The 16,604-nt window shown below is 53.3% G+C and carries 14 protein-coding genes and 1 pseudogene; 5 read left to right on the forward strand and 10 right to left on the reverse strand.

All coding sequences use genetic code 11. The annotated features are described in order from the left end of the window. Nucleotides 1-115: 115 nt before the first annotated feature. Nucleotides 116-1,813, reverse strand: a complete 1,698-nt coding sequence (locus LZ634_RS14440; protein WP_234506462.1) for a recombinase family protein — start codon at nucleotides 1,811-1,813, stop codon at nucleotides 116-118. 42 nt (nucleotides 1,814-1,855) lie between these two features. Then, nucleotides 1,856-2,896 (reverse strand): annotated as a pseudogene (locus LZ634_RS14445) (multidrug efflux MFS transporter); the annotation flags it as partial. 275 nt (nucleotides 2,897-3,171) lie between these two features. On the opposite strand from LZ634_RS14445, the gene ddlA reads away from it, so the two are divergent. Beyond that, nucleotides 3,172-4,272 (forward strand): D-alanine--D-alanine ligase, encoded by a 1,101-nt coding sequence (gene ddlA / locus LZ634_RS14450; RefSeq protein WP_234506465.1) that lies wholly within the window; start codon nucleotides 3,172-3,174, stop codon nucleotides 4,270-4,272. 101 nt (nucleotides 4,273-4,373) lie between these two features. Here ddlA and LZ634_RS14455 read toward each other — a convergent pair whose 3' ends face one another. Continuing rightward, complete coding sequence (locus tag LZ634_RS14455; RefSeq protein ID WP_234506468.1) at nucleotides 4,374-4,571, reverse strand: DUF2754 family protein; 198 nt, start codon at nucleotides 4,569-4,571, stop codon at nucleotides 4,374-4,376. A 254-nt stretch (nucleotides 4,572-4,825) separates the two neighbouring features. Here LZ634_RS14455 and LZ634_RS14460 point away from each other — a divergent pair, with 254 nt between their 5' ends. Next, nucleotides 4,826-5,128 carry a DUF2755 family protein gene (locus tag LZ634_RS14460; protein ID WP_234506471.1) on the forward strand — a complete coding sequence of 101 codons (303 nt, stop codon included), beginning with the start codon at nucleotides 4,826-4,828 and terminating at the stop codon, nucleotides 5,126-5,128. Here LZ634_RS14460 and LZ634_RS14465 read toward each other — a convergent pair. Together LZ634_RS14465 and sbmA are read right to left on the reverse strand one after the other, a co-directional pair. After that, nucleotides 5,125-6,231 (reverse strand): DUF1615 domain-containing protein, encoded by a 1,107-nt coding sequence (locus LZ634_RS14465; protein ID WP_234506474.1) that lies wholly within the window; start codon nucleotides 6,229-6,231, stop codon nucleotides 5,125-5,127. The two genes, LZ634_RS14460 and LZ634_RS14465, sit on opposite strands and share 4 nt — an antisense overlap. A 33-nt stretch (nucleotides 6,232-6,264) precedes the next feature. Then, the gene (gene sbmA / locus LZ634_RS14470) at nucleotides 6,265-7,488 is read right to left on the reverse strand and encodes a peptide antibiotic transporter SbmA (RefSeq protein WP_234506477.1); all 1,224 of its coding nucleotides are present in this window, start codon (nucleotides 7,486-7,488) and stop codon (nucleotides 6,265-6,267) included. A gap of 332 nt (nucleotides 7,489-7,820) precedes the next feature. Here sbmA and ampH point away from each other — a divergent pair, with 332 nt between their 5' ends. Next, a complete protein-coding gene (gene ampH, locus LZ634_RS14475) occupies nucleotides 7,821-8,978 on the forward strand; it encodes a D-alanyl-D-alanine-carboxypeptidase/endopeptidase AmpH (RefSeq protein ID WP_234506480.1) in 1,158 nt (385 codons plus the stop codon). Here the strand turns inward: ampH and LZ634_RS14480 are convergent. Further along, a complete protein-coding gene (locus LZ634_RS14480; protein WP_234506484.1) occupies nucleotides 8,975-9,601 on the reverse strand; it encodes a helix-turn-helix domain-containing protein in 627 nt (208 codons plus the stop codon). The genes ampH and LZ634_RS14480 overlap by 4 nt on opposite strands. Nucleotides 9,602-9,988: 387 nt before the next feature. On the opposite strand from LZ634_RS14480, the gene hemB reads away from it, so the two are divergent. Both hemB and LZ634_RS14490 read left to right on the forward strand, forming a co-directional pair. Then, on the forward strand, nucleotides 9,989-10,963 hold the full coding sequence (hemB, locus tag LZ634_RS14485) for a porphobilinogen synthase (RefSeq protein ID WP_035895610.1): 975 nt from the start codon (nucleotides 9,989-9,991) through the stop codon (nucleotides 10,961-10,963). A 121-nt stretch (nucleotides 10,964-11,084) separates the two neighbouring features. After that, complete coding sequence (locus LZ634_RS14490; RefSeq protein ID WP_234506487.1) at nucleotides 11,085-12,803, forward strand: lysophospholipid acyltransferase family protein; 1,719 nt, start codon at nucleotides 11,085-11,087, stop codon at nucleotides 12,801-12,803. A 41-nt stretch (nucleotides 12,804-12,844) separates the two neighbouring features. On the opposite strand, the gene tauD is transcribed toward LZ634_RS14490, so the two are convergent. Genes tauD through tauA form a run of 4 tightly spaced genes read right to left on the reverse strand, consistent with a single transcriptional unit; the run spans nucleotide 12,845 to nucleotide 16,260 of the window. Next, nucleotides 12,845-13,696: a taurine dioxygenase gene (gene tauD / locus LZ634_RS14495; protein ID WP_234506490.1), complete on the reverse strand. Its 852-nt coding sequence runs from the start codon at nucleotides 13,694-13,696 to the stop codon at nucleotides 12,845-12,847. Beyond that, nucleotides 13,693-14,520, reverse strand: coding sequence for a taurine ABC transporter permease TauC (gene tauC, locus LZ634_RS14500; protein ID WP_234506494.1), 828 nt, complete (start codon nucleotides 14,518-14,520; stop codon nucleotides 13,693-13,695). Before tauC ends, tauD begins: the two co-directional genes overlap by 4 nt. Continuing rightward, complete coding sequence (tauB, locus tag LZ634_RS14505) at nucleotides 14,517-15,284, reverse strand: taurine ABC transporter ATP-binding subunit (RefSeq protein ID WP_234506497.1); 768 nt, start codon at nucleotides 15,282-15,284, stop codon at nucleotides 14,517-14,519. Before tauB ends, tauC begins: the two co-directional genes overlap by 4 nt. A 10-nt stretch (nucleotides 15,285-15,294) precedes the next feature. After that, a complete protein-coding gene (gene tauA, locus LZ634_RS14510) occupies nucleotides 15,295-16,260 on the reverse strand; it encodes a taurine ABC transporter substrate-binding protein (protein WP_234506499.1) in 966 nt (321 codons plus the stop codon). Nucleotides 16,261-16,604: the final 344 nt, after the last annotated feature.

The following is a 16,604-nucleotide window of genomic DNA, read 5'->3' on the forward strand; positions in this document are numbered from 1 at the left end:
TAACTATCCTACTATCAGAACAAAGATAGCAGGCTAACTAATTTCCAGATCGGGAATGTGATGCCCCGCATACGAGCGTACACGAGGCCAATTTTAAAATTAAAACGAGAAACTACTACACTTGATTACGTTCTTCTATTATAGAATTAGCACGTTTGAACGCAGCACCAAACACTTCTTCAAGAGTATCCCAAACTATCTGATCCCACTCGTTAGCACGTTCAGCGTAAATAGTTTTTTCACCAGTAATCAGATTCACGTCCATCAAGTTTGTTCGAACAACAAGAGAATTATCAACACTGGCAAAGTTGATTAACTCACCACTACTAACATCAATGACGAGATAGTGCATTGCAATGTCTGTGTAGTAGTTGAGGATACAGACCACAACATTATCAACCCTGCGTAGTAGTATACTCTTAACTACCTTCCTTAACTCTACGTTTGCAGATTGCCGCAGTTCAATGTTAGTCTGATCACATACATTATTCAGATCAAATGATACATCTACTGAACTTACTTCTTTTGATAATCCAGCTAACTCCTGGTTGATACTATCTCGTTCCGCCTTACGCTTCTTGATAACACGCACCAATGCTAATACTGAATCATCCTCAGCATCTTTTAATTCACTCTCTAATTCACTTATAGTAGTTTCAATCAACACTAACTTATTACGCAATTTATTGATAACAGACATATCAGTATCAATTGAATAGACCTTCGCCCAATCAATACCTTTCAAATACTTTAATAAAGTTTTTTCTACTGGACCGTAAACAAATCCCTTGCACGTTTCATTTTTTAAATGACGCCTACCACCACACATGTAGTAAAGTCGTTTACGTCCATTCACATCACATATAAATGCTTCACCACAAACAGGACAACGAGCCAATCCACGAAAAATATTTCTCATTCGTTTAGTTGTTCTCTGCTTGTTTGTTGAGTCACTACTATCAAGCATCGTCTGTACAGTGTTAAACAAGACCAAATCAATTACACAAGGATAAACATTATCATATACTTCTACTACACCACTACTTCTATACTTTCCTACTGTCATAGTTCCAATCAAACGCCGATCACGTAATACGCGATGAACAGAAACAGTAGTCCATTTCTTACCAAAGTTTGTTAATCCTTCAGCATTCAACTTTCGTACAATAGTAGAACCACCCAAACCGGATGAATACAACTGATGAATTAACGTTGTAATAGTAGTGAAACCTTCATCAACTACATATTTTCCATCGACTAACGATAACCAAGCAGGTAACACACCTCTGTTATCTTTTCCATCCTTCACTAAGTTATCTATGCGATTCTTCCATGACTTGGTAGCCATGTTACTTTTACGCTTAGACTCCTGGTGAGCACGAGTAACAGAGATGTTCAGCATAGTTACTGAATCAGGGATACGAGCACTAAAAGCCATACCCGTCTCTACCTCTATGATGTCAATCCCCCTGTTGATAAGCCCTATAAGCTTCTCCAAGGCGTTATACTGAGATAACCTTGTCAGCCTATCAATGTTCTCTACAATAAGCACTCCGCTTGTTATACGACGTTCCATTACATCTTTATAGAAGTTACCAAGAGACGCACCCGGCAACCAGTTACGACCATGAAAAGCACTCTTACCTAAATCACTTTCCAGTAGTTCAAAGTCATCAGGGTCTAACTGATAACCTAACTTTTCATCCAGCACAGCATAAGAAAGAAAATCCTGTACAGTCTTAACCTGCCTGGCAATTCCGAAACCGGCAACCTGCTGGAGTGTTGAGATGCGAGAATACAGATATGCTTTCATTTACTACCCTACAAGTGAATACTTTATGTCGGGTATTGTATCAGAATGCTTATAGCCAAAAATGCGCCCGGTGACGAGCTCACTAATATATTTCAGCAGCAGCGTCTGCACTGCGGGCAACATTGCGCCGTCGGCAAAACCTAAAATAAAGCGCAGAATGCCAAGCTGTAGCGGGGTGGTGACAAATGACATGGCAAAAAAGAGCACCACCGCAAAAATTAACGTCCCCAATAAAATACGCGCGGTGCCGATGCGGTCACCGAGTTTGCCCAAACGCGGCGCGGAAATGAGCGCCGATACGCCGGGGACGGCGGCAATCATCCCGCTCAGGAACGCGATATTGCCGCTATCCGGCGACATCGATTTAATAAATAACGCCAGGATTGGGCTTATCGAGCCATTACAAAGCTGGATAACCATGGTGGTGACAAACAGGCTTATCACCAGCCCCGGATACGGCAGCGAGGCAAACACCGCTTTACCACTGAGCTTCTCGCCTTTATTGAACTGCGGACGCGGCCCTTCCTTAATCAAAAAGAGCGTCACGAGGAAGCTCACCAACAGCAGGAACGCGGTGATATAAAAGACCATCCGCAGACCCACGTGGTCAGCGAGAAAACCGCCGAGCAGCGGCCCGCCAATCACCCCGGTAATTTGCGCCGTCGACAGCGTACTGAGCGCCCAACCGCTACGTTCACGCGGCACCTGCGAGGCCACCAGCGCCATCGCATTGGGAATATAGCCTGAAGTTAAGCCCATCACCGCGCGCAGAATAAATAGCTGCCAGACGTTGGTAGCAAAGGCCTGCAGCAGAATGGCAATCGCCATCCCCAGGGAGGCGCGCAGTAGCATCAACTTTCGCCCTTTGCGATCGGCGAGACTGCCCCACATTGGCGAGACAATTGCCGATACCAGGAAGGTCACGCTGAAGGTTAACCCGGACCACATCGAGAGCGACTCATGCGATGTCACCCCCAGCTGCGCAACGTACAGCGGTAAAAACGGCAAAATTTGGCTGATCGCCAGGCCAGTAAAAAAGCAGCCGAGCCAAACGGAAATAAGGTTAACCTTCCAGGATTCCATCACTACGCGTATTCATTCAGTTTACGGGAACAAGTAGACAGGTTAGCAAGTTGGCTTTCTCTCAGTATTGTCAGAGATGCTTAATCGATTATTTCAGGATTTTATTAGTCACATAAGCAATTTGTGTGACATATATCACGATAAAATAGCCATCTGACAGTGAGTTATGCTTACACTGTACGGGTTATTCGTGCCATGCGGGATTGAAAAGGCAGATGCCCTACCATGCCCGTGGTATGTTATGTGTTTTGCGTTTGGAACGGATGGAATTAGAAATGGCGAAGTTGCGGGTTGGCATTGTTTTTGGTGGTAAATCAGCGGAGCACGAAGTCTCCTTACAGTCGGCAAAAAATATCGTAGAAGCCATTGATAAGACGCGCTTCGACGTAGTGCTATTAGGCATTGATAAGCAGGGGCAATGGCATATCAGCGATGCGCAGAACTATCTGTTAAACGCCCAGGATCCTGCCCGTATCGCCCTGCGCCCTTCAGACACCACGTTGGCCCACATTCCGGGCAAAGAACATCATCAGATGATCGACGCTGCCAGCGGCCAGCCGCTGGACGCCATTGACGTGATTTTCCCTATTGTCCACGGCACGCTGGGTGAAGATGGCTCTCTGCAGGGCATGCTGCGCATGGCCAATCTGCCGTTCGTCGGTTCTGACGTATTAGGCTCCGCCGCCTGCATGGATAAAGACGTGACCAAGCGCCTGCTGCGCGACGCCGGGCTTGCCATTGCGCCTTTCGTCACCCTGACGCGCCGCAACCGCGACAGCTTCACCTTTGATGAGCTCAAAGCTAAGCTCGGTCTGCCGATGTTTGTTAAACCGGCCAACCAGGGCTCTTCCGTTGGCGTCAGCAAAGTTAACGATGCTGCTCAGTATCAGCAAGCCGTAGCGCTGGCGTTTGAGTTTGACCATAAAGTTGTTGTCGAACAGGGAATTAAAGGCCGTGAGATTGAATGCGCGGTGCTGGGCAACGACTTCCCGCAGGCCAGCACCTGTGGCGAAATTGTGTTGAACAGCGAGTTCTACGCTTATGACACCAAATACATCGATGATAACGGGGCGAAAGTCGTTGTTCCTGCGGCCATCTCCGCCGAGGTGAACGACAAAATTCGTCAGGTTGCCGTAGATGCCTATCAGACGCTGGGCTGTAGCGGTATGGCGCGCGTTGACGTGTTCCTGACCGCCGATAATGACGTCGTGATTAATGAAATCAACACGCTGCCGGGCTTCACCAACATCAGCATGTATCCAAAACTGTGGCAGGCCAGCGGTCTGGATTACACGTCTCTGATTACCCGACTGATTGAACTGGCGCTGGAGCGTCATCAGGCTGATAAAGCGCTGAAGACTTCGATGAACGGCTAAGATTGAGACAGGGAATCGTCGGCCTGAACAGCATCGCGCTATCAGGCTGACTGGCCCTGTAGCCCGGCCTCGCCTGGCGATGCCGGGTACTTCCCCGAAAATTAATCGTCTTCCCGACGACGAATGATAAACCCCGCCAGCCAGAAGCTAATCACCCAGGTCACCATCCCCACCGCATAGGTTTGCCAGCCTTTTGCTTCGAACCCTAGCAGACCCACAATCCCGTTAAGAATAAAAATCAAACCAATCGCAAACGCATAATAGTGCCAATCGCGGCGAATTTTTGCAGGCAGGTTCATAGCGGCTCCAGTAGAAAAAAATGATGATGCCATAAACCCTCGGCGGCGTCTGTGGGGTAAACAACAAATCACGGCGGTTAAAAAGATTCGCGAATGAACGCATAACCAGGCTCAATGCAGGCCAATCAGACGCGACAAACCAGGACAATTCCTGCTCAAAATTTAGCATAAATCCGATATTGACAATCCCCTTCTGCTGCCACACTCCTTCTGTACTACGAAATCGTCTGCAATCACGTTATCTGGAGGTCTCAATGACAGATTTCACCTTATCAAAGCGCATATTCAGCGGCAAAAAGAGGGCTCCCTCCACCTCTGGCAACCTGGCCTACGCTCTGTTCGTCCTGCTGTGCTTTTCAGTAGGCGCGCAGTTGTTATCTCTGGTCGCGCACGCGCCGGGGATTTATGAGTATCTGATGAAAATGCAGGACAGTGGTCGCCCGCACGTTGAGATTGGCTTAGGCGTGGGTACGCTGTTTGGAGTTGTGCCGTTCCTGGCAGGCTGCGCAATTCTTGGTATCGTCTCGCTGGTGCGCCGCCTGCGGCATCACGATTAATTGATAGCCATACACTTGGCCCGACGCTCATCAACCCGTTTCGCAAACCACGCGGTGGTTAATTTGCGGGTGATTTTCGGGCTTTCTAATTGAATCCCTGGCAGCATCTCTCTGGCAAGCGCCTTACCCGCCTTCTGCTCAGCAATTTTATAAACGCCTTTGTATAACGCCGTGGTTTCAAACGCCTGGCTGTCACCTTTACGCAGCTGGGTATGGATCTCGCTATTGCTGAGCGAAAGTTTATCCGCCAGCTTTCTGACTGCCTTTTCGGTAGTGCCCGGCTCATCGCTGCCGTAAAGCACCACGTCGCCATCCAGCGCCAGCTTCACGCCGGTTGCTTTGCTCACCGCATACTGGAACGCAGCGTTGCGGCTGGCGTACCAGCCGGCGTTAAAGTCGGCGAAGCGGTATATCGGCGCGGTATAATTGGCCGGATAGTTGAGCAGATGATAGGTGCCAAACCACAGCCCGCCGCGCAGGGTGAATACTTCCTGGCGCACGGTGCCATCCATTTTCCACGGATAGTTGTCCTGATGCCCTTCGGCGAAGGCAATGCTCACCTGCATCGGCCCGCCGGTATGCACCGGGTTCAGTGAACCAAACAGCTTCTGCCCCATCGGCACCATGCCGATAAAGTCGTCAAAAATGGCGCTCAGCTGTTTTTCGGTTTTCACGTTATCCAGACGATCGCTGTAGCTTTTGCCGTTCGGTGAGTTGATTTTCAGCGCGGTGTGGACCAGAAAGACCGGGATATGCATCTTTTCAGCGCGGCGGTCAATCTCCTGCCAGGCGATTTTGCTCAACCCCGGCACCGCCGGATCAGCCTGATAGTTCGACTCCTGCTGCGCCACCGCCAGCACCGAGCAGATATTCTCCTCGGTGGGCGCCAGCTTCTGGCTTTCGAAGGTTTTAGCCAGCGCCTGCGCCCAGGCATCTCTGTCTTTGACGCTGGCAGGCATTTTTTGCCGTACGACGCTTGCCACATCCACCGGCTTCTCCCCCGCTTTCATCTGTGGGGCTTGCTGGCTGGTACAAGCGCTCAGCAGTGCGCCAGCCAACAAGGTAAGGGGTAAAGCACGATAACGGGTTATGGCCATCGCCATGAGCAATCCTTAATAAAAATAAACGGTTGTCGCTTAGCTCTGCGGCTGAACGACTTCATCTTGCAGATCTTTATTATCCAGTTCACGTTCGAAGCTACGCAGACGTTTGTAGATGGACATCAGTTCCACCAGGGTGGTCCAGGAGCTAATCAAATACTGGAAAGATCCGCGTACCTGACCGAAGACGTTGGTTATCTGCGTCATCAGGCCAAGCGTAATGGTACCGGCAACAATCGATGGAAACAGCAGGAACAAGCCGAAAACGTTATCCACCTGCAGATACAAAATACGGGCAATGTTGAAATACATGTAATGGAAATAGAGGCGGAAATAGTTCTGGCGCACCGCGCTGAACAGTTCACGTAACGTCGGCGGCGTGGCGCGGCTTGCGTCATCTTCGCCATAGACCAACTCTTTACGATAGGCGGCTTCAACACGCTGATTTTTAAAATTCAGTCCCGGCAGTTTAATCCCCACCACCGCCAGCATCCCGGTGCCCATCAGCGACCAGACGATTGCCGCAATCACCAGACCATAAGGAACGTGGCCGATGATCGGCAAATTAGGCACGTGTGCAGAGAGCGAGACCAGCACCGGCAGAAACGCAATAAGGGTCATAATAGCGTTAATAAAGCTGGTGCCCATATCTTCCAGGGTAGACGCAAAACGCATAGTGTCTTCCTGCACACGCTGAGCGGCCCCTTCAATATGGCGCAGATGCTGCCAGTGCTCTGTATAGTGTTCGTTCATCGCCGTACGCCAGCGGAAAACGTAGTGGCTGACGAAGAAATTATTCAGCACACCAATGACTACGGCAATCAGCGCGATACCGAGGAAGATGCCGATTTCCTGGTAGAACTGGTTTATCGAGACCTTGTTCGGCGAAGCCAGCGCAGTCTGGATCAGATCATAGAACGGCGCATACCAGGCGTTAACCGCCACCCCGACTTCGACCATAAACCAGGTGACAAAGATAATCAGCGCGGTGCCCAGGATTGACCAATACTGCCAGCGATGCGGGCTACGGATAAACCAATACCCGGCAAACAGCGCGACGAAAATCAGATAATAAGCATAAAAAACCAGATAGTTCAGCGACCAAAAGCGGGCGGCGCTGATTGGGACATCCTGGGACGCGCCGACAATGCGCAATAGCCAATCGCCGCCGCCAGCCTGCCAGAAAATGACAGCGATAAGTGCCCAAATAAACGCCGAGAGAAAAAATGGCCCTGGCTTTGGGAAAAAAGACTTAAACATAGTGCTCTCCTGCTAACTTCTTATGGTTTTGTTTTATGCTGTGACCACAGAATACCGCTCGGGTGAATTATTACCGTAAAGAGGTATTAGGCAATGTTTCTGGGGAGTCAGACCGGAAAATCCCGACAGAGTTCGCTGGGTCGTCGCCGTCGGTATGATACGCGCTGGATCACAAAAGCGTGTCATTGGCTTGATGAATAATCTCCGCATTTACGCCCGGTTACGTTTTTCCCGCTATCATAGCGTTTAATGGCGCTGCGCCAGGTGCCGATTCGTTGTATTTTTAGTATAAATACGCATTACTTCCCCATTTCAATTCATGGATGCCTCCATTGAAACGTAGTCTGCTTTTTTCTGCCGCGCTCTGCGTGGCGTCATTGACCTCGGTGCAGGCTGCACAGCCTATTACCAGCCCGGCGTTTGCGTCCGATATCGCCGACCGCTATGCCAACCATATCTTTTACGGAAGCGGTGCTACCGGGATGGCGCTAGTGGTCATTGATGGTAATCAACGGGTATTCCGCAGCTTTGGCGAAACCCGTCCGGGCAACAATGTCCACCCGCAGCTCGATTCGGTTATCCGTATCGCCTCTTTGAGCAAGCTGATGACCAGCGAAATGCTGGTGAAACTGCTCGACCAGGGCGTCGTCAAACTCAACGATCCGCTGAGTAAATATGCGCCTTCCGGGGCCAGCGTACCGTCGTACAACGGCACGCCGATTACGTTGGTGAACCTGGCGACCCACACCAGCTCCCTGCCGCGCGAACAGCCCGGCGGTGCCGCGCATCGCCCGGTCTTCGTCTGGCCAACGCAGTCTCAGCGCTGGAACTACCTGTCGACGGCAAAACTGCATGCCGCTCCAGGGTCACAGGCCAGCTACTCCAATCTGGCGTTCGATCTGCTTGCCGATGCGCTGGGCAATGCCGCTGGCAAACCTTATCCGCAGCTTTTTGAAGAACAGATAACCCGCCCGCTGGGGATGAAGGACACCACCTTTACGCCATCACCCGATCAGTGTGGACGCCTGATGATTGCCGAGAAAGGGGCAAGCCCGTGTAATAACACTCTCGCCGCGATGGGCAGCGGTGGGGTTTACTCGACGCCGGGCGATATGATGCGCTGGATGCAGCAGTATCTCTCTTCTGATTTCTACCATCGCAGCAATCAGGCCGATCGCATGCAAACGCTGGTCTATAAACGCAGCCAGCTCACCCGCGTAATCGGCATGGACGTGCCGGGTCGTGCGGATGCGCTGGGTCTGGGTTGGGTTTATATGGCACCGAAAAATGGCCGTCCGGGAATTATTCAGAAAACCGGCGGCGGCGGCGGCTTTATTACCTATATGGCGATGATCCCGCAGTCTAATGTTGGCGCATTTGTGGTCATTACCCGCTCCCCATTGACTCGCTTCGTCAATATGAGTGACGGAATCAACGATCTGGTGACTGAGCTCAGTGGCAACAAAGCCGCCGTAATCCCTGCCTCTTAATATTCAGAAGGCAAACGCGTCACCCCGACGAGTTTGCCTTTTTCCATTTGAATATAATCACCTTTTCGCAGCGCAGAAAGTACCTCGGCAATAACTGAACGTGAGATTCCCGTTCGTTGCTGTATATAATTCAAGACGCCAATATGTCCGCGTATATTTTCATCCCACGACATCATCATGAATAACGTTGAGCGAATCTGCTGATAGTGATTAGTGCCAACCAGCTGTTGGTCACGCAGCTCCAATAGGCGAATTTGCCAGGTCATCCAATAAAATGCTTCACGCCAAAGCTGGTTTTGCTCAAGGCATTGCAGACTGTCTTTGGCCGGGAGGTAGTACCCGCAGCAATCGGTTTCTGCCGTCAACGTGTACTCATTGTGAACCTTGCTCGCCGCGGCTCCCAGGCCGAAAATCATCGGCCCCTGAACCAAACCCAACAGGATTTTTTGGTTCTCGCGACGTATAGATACCGTTCCTTTTTGCAGCACAACGGTCATCTCGCGCTGTACAAGATGGTCAGAAAGCACTATCTGACCCGGAGATATCTTGAATCTTATTCCAAGGAGATTCAGATGTTTATCAAGAGTAATAAACTCGTCGAGCGGTTTACTCAAATAAGGCATATTATGCAATCCGTGCAAAAAAAAATCCCCATGACTGGCGTCATGTCAATAGAAACACAGGTAGAAAACCACGCTGTATGTTTAAGGTTCACAAATGAACCAGCGCGACATCATAAAAAAAATCTTCTCCAAATACAGTAAAAACCTCGCAAAAAGCGTTAATAAAAATTAATAAATAAAACATCTAAAAATAAAATTAAAAAATGAATATATATTCACGTCAAATAATAAGTCTCAATTATTAATAACAGATCATATTATTCAAGAATTTCCTGATACCCGATCCTCTGACCACGGAGGTACCTCTTTAAGCACCACTTTAGTAAAACATTCGCCCCATGATTCAGTTACAATAGTGCCCCTTGTTTCACAAACATCAGGCATACCATGACAGACTTACTCCATCGCCCCCGTCGCCTGCGCAAATCCCCTGCGCTGCGCGCTATGTTTGAAGAGACAACACTGAGCTTAAACGACCTGGTGTTGCCGATCTTTGTTGAAGAAGAAATCAACGATTACAAAGCCATCGAAGCCATGCCTGGCGTGATGCGTATTCCAGAAAAACATCTGGCACGCGAAATTGAACGCATCGCTAACGCCGGTATCCGCTCGGTGATGACCTTTGGCATCTCCCACCATACCGATGACACCGGCAGCGATGCCTGGAAAGAAGACGGCCTGGTGGCGCGTATGTCCCGTATCTGCAAACAAACCGTACCGGAAATGATCGTCATGTCCGATACCTGTTTCTGCGAATACACCTCTCACGGCCACTGCGGCGTGCTGTGCGATCACGGCGTCGATAACGATCTGACGCTGGCTAACCTTGGCAAGCAAGCGGTGGTTGCCGCTGCCGCCGGTGCTGACTTCATCGCGCCTTCCGCTGCCATGGACGGTCAGGTGCAGGCGATTCGCCAGGCGCTGGACGCCGCCGGATTCACCGACACCGCGATCATGTCCTACTCCACCAAGTTCGCCTCCTCCTTCTACGGCCCGTTCCGTGAAGCGGCAGGGACGGCGCTGAAAGGTGACCGTAAAACCTATCAGATGAACCCGATGAACCGCCGCGAAGCGATTCGCGAGTCGCTGCTGGACGAAGCTCAGGGCGCAGATTGCCTGATGGTAAAACCTGCCGGCGCGTATCTGGATATCCTGCGCGACATCCGCGAACGCACCGAACTGCCGATTGGCGCTTATCAGGTCAGCGGTGAGTACGCGATGATCAAATTCGCCGCTCAGGCCGGTGCCATTGATGAAGAGAAAGTGGTGCTGGAAAGCCTTGGTGCCATCAAACGCGCGGGCGCTGACCTCATCTTCAGCTACTTCGCCCTCGATTTGGCTGAGAAAAAAATCCTGCGCTAATCGCCTCTCAACGCCCTGCACTCGCGGGGCGTTGTTCTCTTTCGCAAAACGTCACCAAACCGCCATATAACCGACATCTCCCCCTTCTACTGTCAAAACACAGGACAGAGGAGGAGCCGCTATGTTTAGTCTCGACAACGTCATCGACGACCTGTGGCCTCAGGCGAGGCCCGCCCCCTGGCAAAAGAAAGTACTCAAAAAGCTGCTGCATGAAGAAGAGTTTCAACAATTTGCGGCACGTCACCGCCACCTGAAGGGGCTTGATGCGGTCGAACAGGTACTGGAGCATCTGAACATTCACTGCGATGTGGCAGTGCAAAGCCTGGAACAAATCCCCGAACAGGGCCCGCTGGTCATCATTGCCAACCACCCCACCGGTACTCTCGACGGGCTGGCTTTACTCTACGCCGTCTCCCGTGTGCGCCGCGACGTGAAAGTCGTCACCAACCGCATGCTGACCCACCTTGAACCGCTGAGCTCCCTGTTTATCCCCGTCGATAACATCAATGGCCGCACCGCCAAATCGGCGCTCCAGCAAATGGACCGGCAGCTGCAAAACGGCGGCGTGCTGATCTTCTTCCCCGCGGGTGAAGTCTCACGGCTCACACGGCGCGGCATTCGCGATAAAAAATGGCACTCTGGCTTTATTAAACTGGCCGCCAAATATCGCGCCCCGCTGCTGCCCGCATGGATTGACGCGCGCAACAGCGCCCTGTTTTACGCCAGTACGCTGGTGTCGCCCAACCTGCCACTGTTGTTATTGATGCAGCAAATGTTCCGCCGCCGCAACGGCAGCCTGCCGGTGAATATCGGCCAGCAGATTGCCTGGTCGGCATGGTTTAATCCGCAGGCCACGCCCCGCGAAATGACCGATAAATGCTATCGTCATGTGCAGCTACTCGGTAAAAATTTGCCCGGCGTCTTCAGAACCGAAAGCGCTATTGCCCGGCCTGAACCGCGCGCGCTGGTCAAGCGCGAACTGAGTCAGGCCGAATGTCTGGGACGCACGGCGGATGGTAAATCCATCTATCTGTGGCAACGTAACGGTCAGGACGATGCGCCTCTGCTCAGGGAGCTAGGACGTCTGCGCGAAATTGCTTTCCGCGCGGTAGGTGAAGGCAGCGGTAAACGCCGCGACGTTGACGGCTACGATGATGACTACCTGCATCTGATTTTATGGGATGAAGAGGAGCTGGAAATTGTCGGCGCCTACCGCTTTATGCCGACCGCCATGCAGCTGGAAAAGCGCGGGCTGGACGGCATTTATAGCTACAGCCTGTTCCACTACGATGAACGTATGGACGATGTTCTCCAGCACGGCATTGAGCTGGGGCGCAGCTTTATTCAGCCGCGCTATTGGGGACGACGCGGGCTGGATTATCTGTGGTCCGGGATTGGTGCCTACCTGGCGCGCTACCCGCACTATCGCTACCTTTTTGGCCCGGTGTCGATCTCCGGCGGTCTGCCCCCTGCGGCGCGGGATCTGCTGGTCGCCTTTTATCGTCTGTGGTTCCCGGCCAGCCACCCGCTGGCGGAATCACGTCGCCCATACCCGGCGTCGTTGCCCGACGTACTCGCGCAGTTTGGCGGCGAGGATTACAGCGAAGATCTCACGCGACTGAAATCGCTGCTCGGCAACCTCGGCTGCGGCATTCCTCCGCTGTATAAGCAGTATTCCGAAGTGTGCGAACCGGGCGGCGTGCAGTTCATCGACTTTGGCAGCGATCCGGATTTCAATCACTGCGTGGATGGGCTGGTACTGGTGGACTTAACCTATCTGAAGGCCAATCGCTATCAGCGCTATATTGGCGCGCACCTTGGCGAGGCAAAGTCAGCATAGCGGTGCTTTTCCCTCTCCCGATTTGGGAGAGGGAATCATCATTATGATGCGCGGTAAAAAGGTTTATCCCCGAGGATCGTCGCCCGGTGCATAATGCGCCGCTGCGGCAGATAATCGGCATTCGCATAGTGCTGTGTCACCCGGTTATCCCAGATAGCCACATCGTTCGGCTGCCAGCGCCAGCGCACCTGGAACTCCGGTTTGGTGACGTGGGCGAACAGGAAACTCAGCAGCGCCTCGCTCTCTTTCTCGCTCACGTCCACAATTCGGGTGGTGAAACCCTCGTTCACAAACAGCGCCTGCTTGCCGCTCACCGGATGCGTGCGCACCACCGGATGCAGCAGCGGCGGGTTCTTCGCCACCGCCTCCAGCCAGCGCTGATGCTCTTCTTCCGTTTTACGGTACTTATATTCCTGGAATGATTTACGGAAATCGTGCTCGGCGTGCAGGCCGCCAAGCAGTGCTTTAAACGGTGCGGAGAGCGCCTCGTAGGCGGCAATTCCGCTGGTCCACAGCGTATCGCCGCCGGTTGACGGCAGCTCTTTGGCGGCCAGAATCGCCCCCGCTGGCGGCGTATCGATAAAGGTGACATCGGTATGCCAGTTGTCGTTATCCGGCGGATTGTTGTCGTGGGTATCCAGCACGATAATCTCTTCCACGCCCGGCGCATGCGGATAGACCGGGTGGATATGCAGGTCGCCAAAGCGGCGCGCCAGCTCGCGCTGCTGCTCGGGGGTAATCAACTGCTCGCGCAGGAACACCACCTGGTGGCGCAGCACCGCATGGTACAGCTGCTCAAACTGGTTATCGCTCAGCGGGCGGGTTAAATCCGCCCCGGAAATTTGCGCGCCAATGTACGGCCCCAGCGGGGTAATAGCCAGACGTTCACTCATTGTACTTCTCCATGCCAGGGGGTCAGACGGCGCTGGAGCGCACGTAGCCCTAATTCCAGACCGAAAGCGATAATCGCAATCACCGCAATCCCTGCCAGCACCACGTCAGTGGCCAAAAATTCCCCGGCGGATTGCACCATAAAACCTAGACCTCGGGTGGCGGCGATAAGCTCGGCGGCCACCAGCGTTGACCAGCCCACGCCTAAACCAATGCGCAGCCCGGTTAAAATTTCCGGCAGTGCGCCCGGCAAAATCACCAGCCACAGTACCTGCGTCCGGCTAGCGCCCAGCGACTGCGCCGCGCGAATGCGCACCTGCTGAGCGCTCTTCACGCCAGCCAGCGCCGACATCGCCACCGGTGCGAAAATCGCCAGATAAATCAGCAATACTTTTGAGGTTTCGCCAATGCCAAACCAGATAACCATCAGCGGCAAATAGGCCAACGGTGGTACCGGGCGGTACAGTTCGATGAGCGGGTCAAGGATCCCGCGCACCGTTGGGCTCAGGCCCATGGCGATCCCCACCGGGATGCCGATAATTGTTGCCGCCAGCAGCGCCACCACAATGCGCGCCAGACTTGCCGCCAGATGCTGCCACAGCGTGGCGTCCATAAAGCCCTGCGGGCTGGCGATGGTAATCAGTTTTTGCAGAACCTGCCCAGGAGGCGGCAGAAACAGCGGGCTAATCCACTGTGCGGCGGCCACCGCCCACCAGATAGCCAGCAGCACCGCCAGGGTGGTTAAGCTCAGCGTCAAATGACGAGAGAAAGGCCAGCGCAGCTTTAGCGCGCGCTGACGCGGTTTATCGTTAATCACCACGCTCATGAGAAGGCCTCCCGTTGCTCAAACACCCGGCTTAATACGTACTCGCGCTGTTCAATAAAACGCGGGTCGGACTTAATGCTGCGGCACGCTTCTCCGGCGACAAAACGCCGGCCAAAATCGAGCGGCAAACGTTCCAGCACGCGGCCCGGGCCCGGTGACAGCAGCACCAGTTCGGTGGCCATAAAAATCGCTTCTTCAATATCGTGGGTAATCAGCAGCACCTTTTTACCGGTCTCATGCCACAGCTTGAGCAGCAGAGTCTGCATCTGTTCGCGGGTGAAGGCGTCAAGAGCGCCAAACGGTTCATCCAGCAGCAACAGCTGCGGGTTGGCCGCCAGCGCGCGGGCGATGCCAACGCGCTGACGCTGGCCGCCGGAAAGCTGCCAGATAAAGCGCTTTTCCGCCCCTTCAAGGCCGACTTTTTTCAGCATCTGCGCGGCAGTTTCCCGGCGCTCAGCCTTGCTGACACCGGCCAGCTGTAATCCCAGCGCCACGTTGTCCTGTACGTTGCGCCACGGCAGCAGCCCTTCATTTTGAAAGACCACGCCGCGGTCAGCGCCCGGCCCATCCACGCGCTTGCCATCCAGGGTGATGCTGCCGTGCTGATAAGGCACAAATCCGGCAATCAGGTTCAGCAGCGTGGTTTTGCCACAGCCGGACGGCCCCAGCACCACCAACAGCTCGCCGCTGTCGACGGTAAGATTGATATCCGCCAGCGCCGGTTTACCGCCGTAATCAGCGGAAAGATGCGAGATTCGCAGCATCACAGCCCCCTTACTTCACGAAACGGTCGGTAACGTACTGGCTGTAGTCCGTCGCCACGTTCGGCACTTTGCCCTGTTCTTTGAGGAACTGCGCGGTATCGACAATCGCCTTGTTAACCGGGCCATTCAGCGCCTGCGCCTGCTGCTCAGCGGTCAGATAGGTATTGCCTTTCACCAGCCCCGGCACGTCAGATTCCGGGACGCCGCTCAGCCGCGACAGCTTGCTGATGTTCTCCGGCTGGGCCAACCATTTATCCGGGTTATCGATATAGCCGCGCTGGGCGTCAATCGCGCTTTTGGCAAAGGCTTTCACCACCTCAGGATGTTTCTCGGCAAAGTCTTTACGCACCACCCATACATCAAGGGTCGGCGCGCCCCACTCGCCCACTTTCGCCGAATCGGTCAGCACGGTGCCGTCTTTTTCCAACTCGTTGACGGCCGGTGCCCATACGTAGGCGCCATCAATGTCACCGCGCTGCCAGGCGGCAATAATCGCCGGCGGCTGGAGGTTCAGAATCTGCACCTGACCCGGCTTGATGCCCCAATGCTTGAGCGCCGCCAGCAGGCTGTAGTGGGTGGTGGAGATAAACGGTACGGCAATACGTTTACCGATCAGGTCTTCCGGTTTGGTAATGGCTTTTTTCACCACCAGCGCTTCGGAGTTGCCGAGCTGTGAGGCCAGCAGGAACACTTCAATCGGCACCTGTTGGCTGGCGGCGACCGCCAGCGGGCTTGAGCCGAGGTTGCCAATCTGTACGTCGCCAGAGGCCAGCGCCCGCACGATGCTGGCGCCGCTATCAAACTTGCGCCAGTCCGGTTTTGCACCGCTTAATTTTTCGAAGGTTTTATCCGCCTGGGCCACTTTGGCCGGTTCTGCGGAGGTTTGATACGCAATAGTGACGTCCACGGCCTGCGCCTGGAAAGTCAACAGCGCCAGCGTAGCGGCGATAAGGGTGAAACGCGATGCGATAGCCATAATGTCCTGCTCCCATGTCTTGTTATGTGGGCAGTATTTCGTGGCAAAGGGGGGTTGATAAAGGAATTAAAAGTGCTTGTTAATTCCATTTCGTTTTTAGAAAAAAAGCGGCAAAGGATAGTTGTGGCGTGGGATTTCGCGGGCTGTTTTGGTGGGGGAATTGCGGTAAATAATGGGGCAGCTAGGCCTAATGCACGGCGCTTAAGCAGTATTCCATTCAGCTTTCCAGCCGGTTGCGCTCCTGATTTATCTCTTGCCCTATAAGCTGAATGGCGCAAGGAGCGCGCAAGGGGCGGCCAATCGCCGCCGCCCCCTGCACCCCCGCGCTCTGGCGGCAGAATCGC

Source organism: Kluyvera intermedia (assembly GCF_021440345.1).
In the GTDB taxonomy this organism is placed as follows: domain Bacteria; phylum Pseudomonadota; class Gammaproteobacteria; order Enterobacterales; family Enterobacteriaceae; genus Kluyvera; species Kluyvera intermedia_A.

Bases quoted from the DNA above. Each gene is read 5' to 3' on its own strand.
- LZ634_RS14440 (WP_234506462.1), bottom strand. From the start codon at position 1,813: ATGAAAGCATATCTGTATTCTCGCATCTCAACACTCCAGCAGGTTGCC.
- tauC (WP_234506494.1), bottom strand. From the start codon at position 14,520: ATGAGCGTGGTGATTAACGATAAACCGCGTCAGCGCGCGCTAAAGCTG.
- LZ634_RS14480 (WP_234506484.1), bottom strand. From the start codon at position 9,601: ATGCCTTATTTGAGTAAACCGCTCGACGAGTTTATTACTCTTGATAAA.
- tauB (WP_234506497.1), bottom strand. From the start codon at position 15,284: ATGCTGCGAATCTCGCATCTTTCCGCTGATTACGGCGGTAAACCGGCG.
- tauA (WP_234506499.1), bottom strand. From the start codon at position 16,260: ATGGCTATCGCATCGCGTTTCACCCTTATCGCCGCTACGCTGGCGCTG.
- hemB (WP_035895610.1), top strand. From the start codon at position 9,989: ATGACAGACTTACTCCATCGCCCCCGTCGCCTGCGCAAATCCCCTGCG.
- ddlA (WP_234506465.1), top strand. From the start codon at position 3,172: ATGGCGAAGTTGCGGGTTGGCATTGTTTTTGGTGGTAAATCAGCGGAG.
- LZ634_RS14490 (WP_234506487.1), top strand. From the start codon at position 11,085: ATGTTTAGTCTCGACAACGTCATCGACGACCTGTGGCCTCAGGCGAGG.
- LZ634_RS14465 (WP_234506474.1), bottom strand. From the start codon at position 6,231: ATGGCGATGGCCATAACCCGTTATCGTGCTTTACCCCTTACCTTGTTG.
- tauD (WP_234506490.1), bottom strand. From the start codon at position 13,696: ATGAGTGAACGTCTGGCTATTACCCCGCTGGGGCCGTACATTGGCGCG.
- LZ634_RS14455 (WP_234506468.1), bottom strand. From the start codon at position 4,571: ATGAACCTGCCTGCAAAAATTCGCCGCGATTGGCACTATTATGCGTTT.
- sbmA (WP_234506477.1), bottom strand. From the start codon at position 7,488: ATGTTTAAGTCTTTTTTCCCAAAGCCAGGGCCATTTTTTCTCTCGGCG.
- LZ634_RS14460 (WP_234506471.1), top strand. From the start codon at position 4,826: ATGACAGATTTCACCTTATCAAAGCGCATATTCAGCGGCAAAAAGAGG.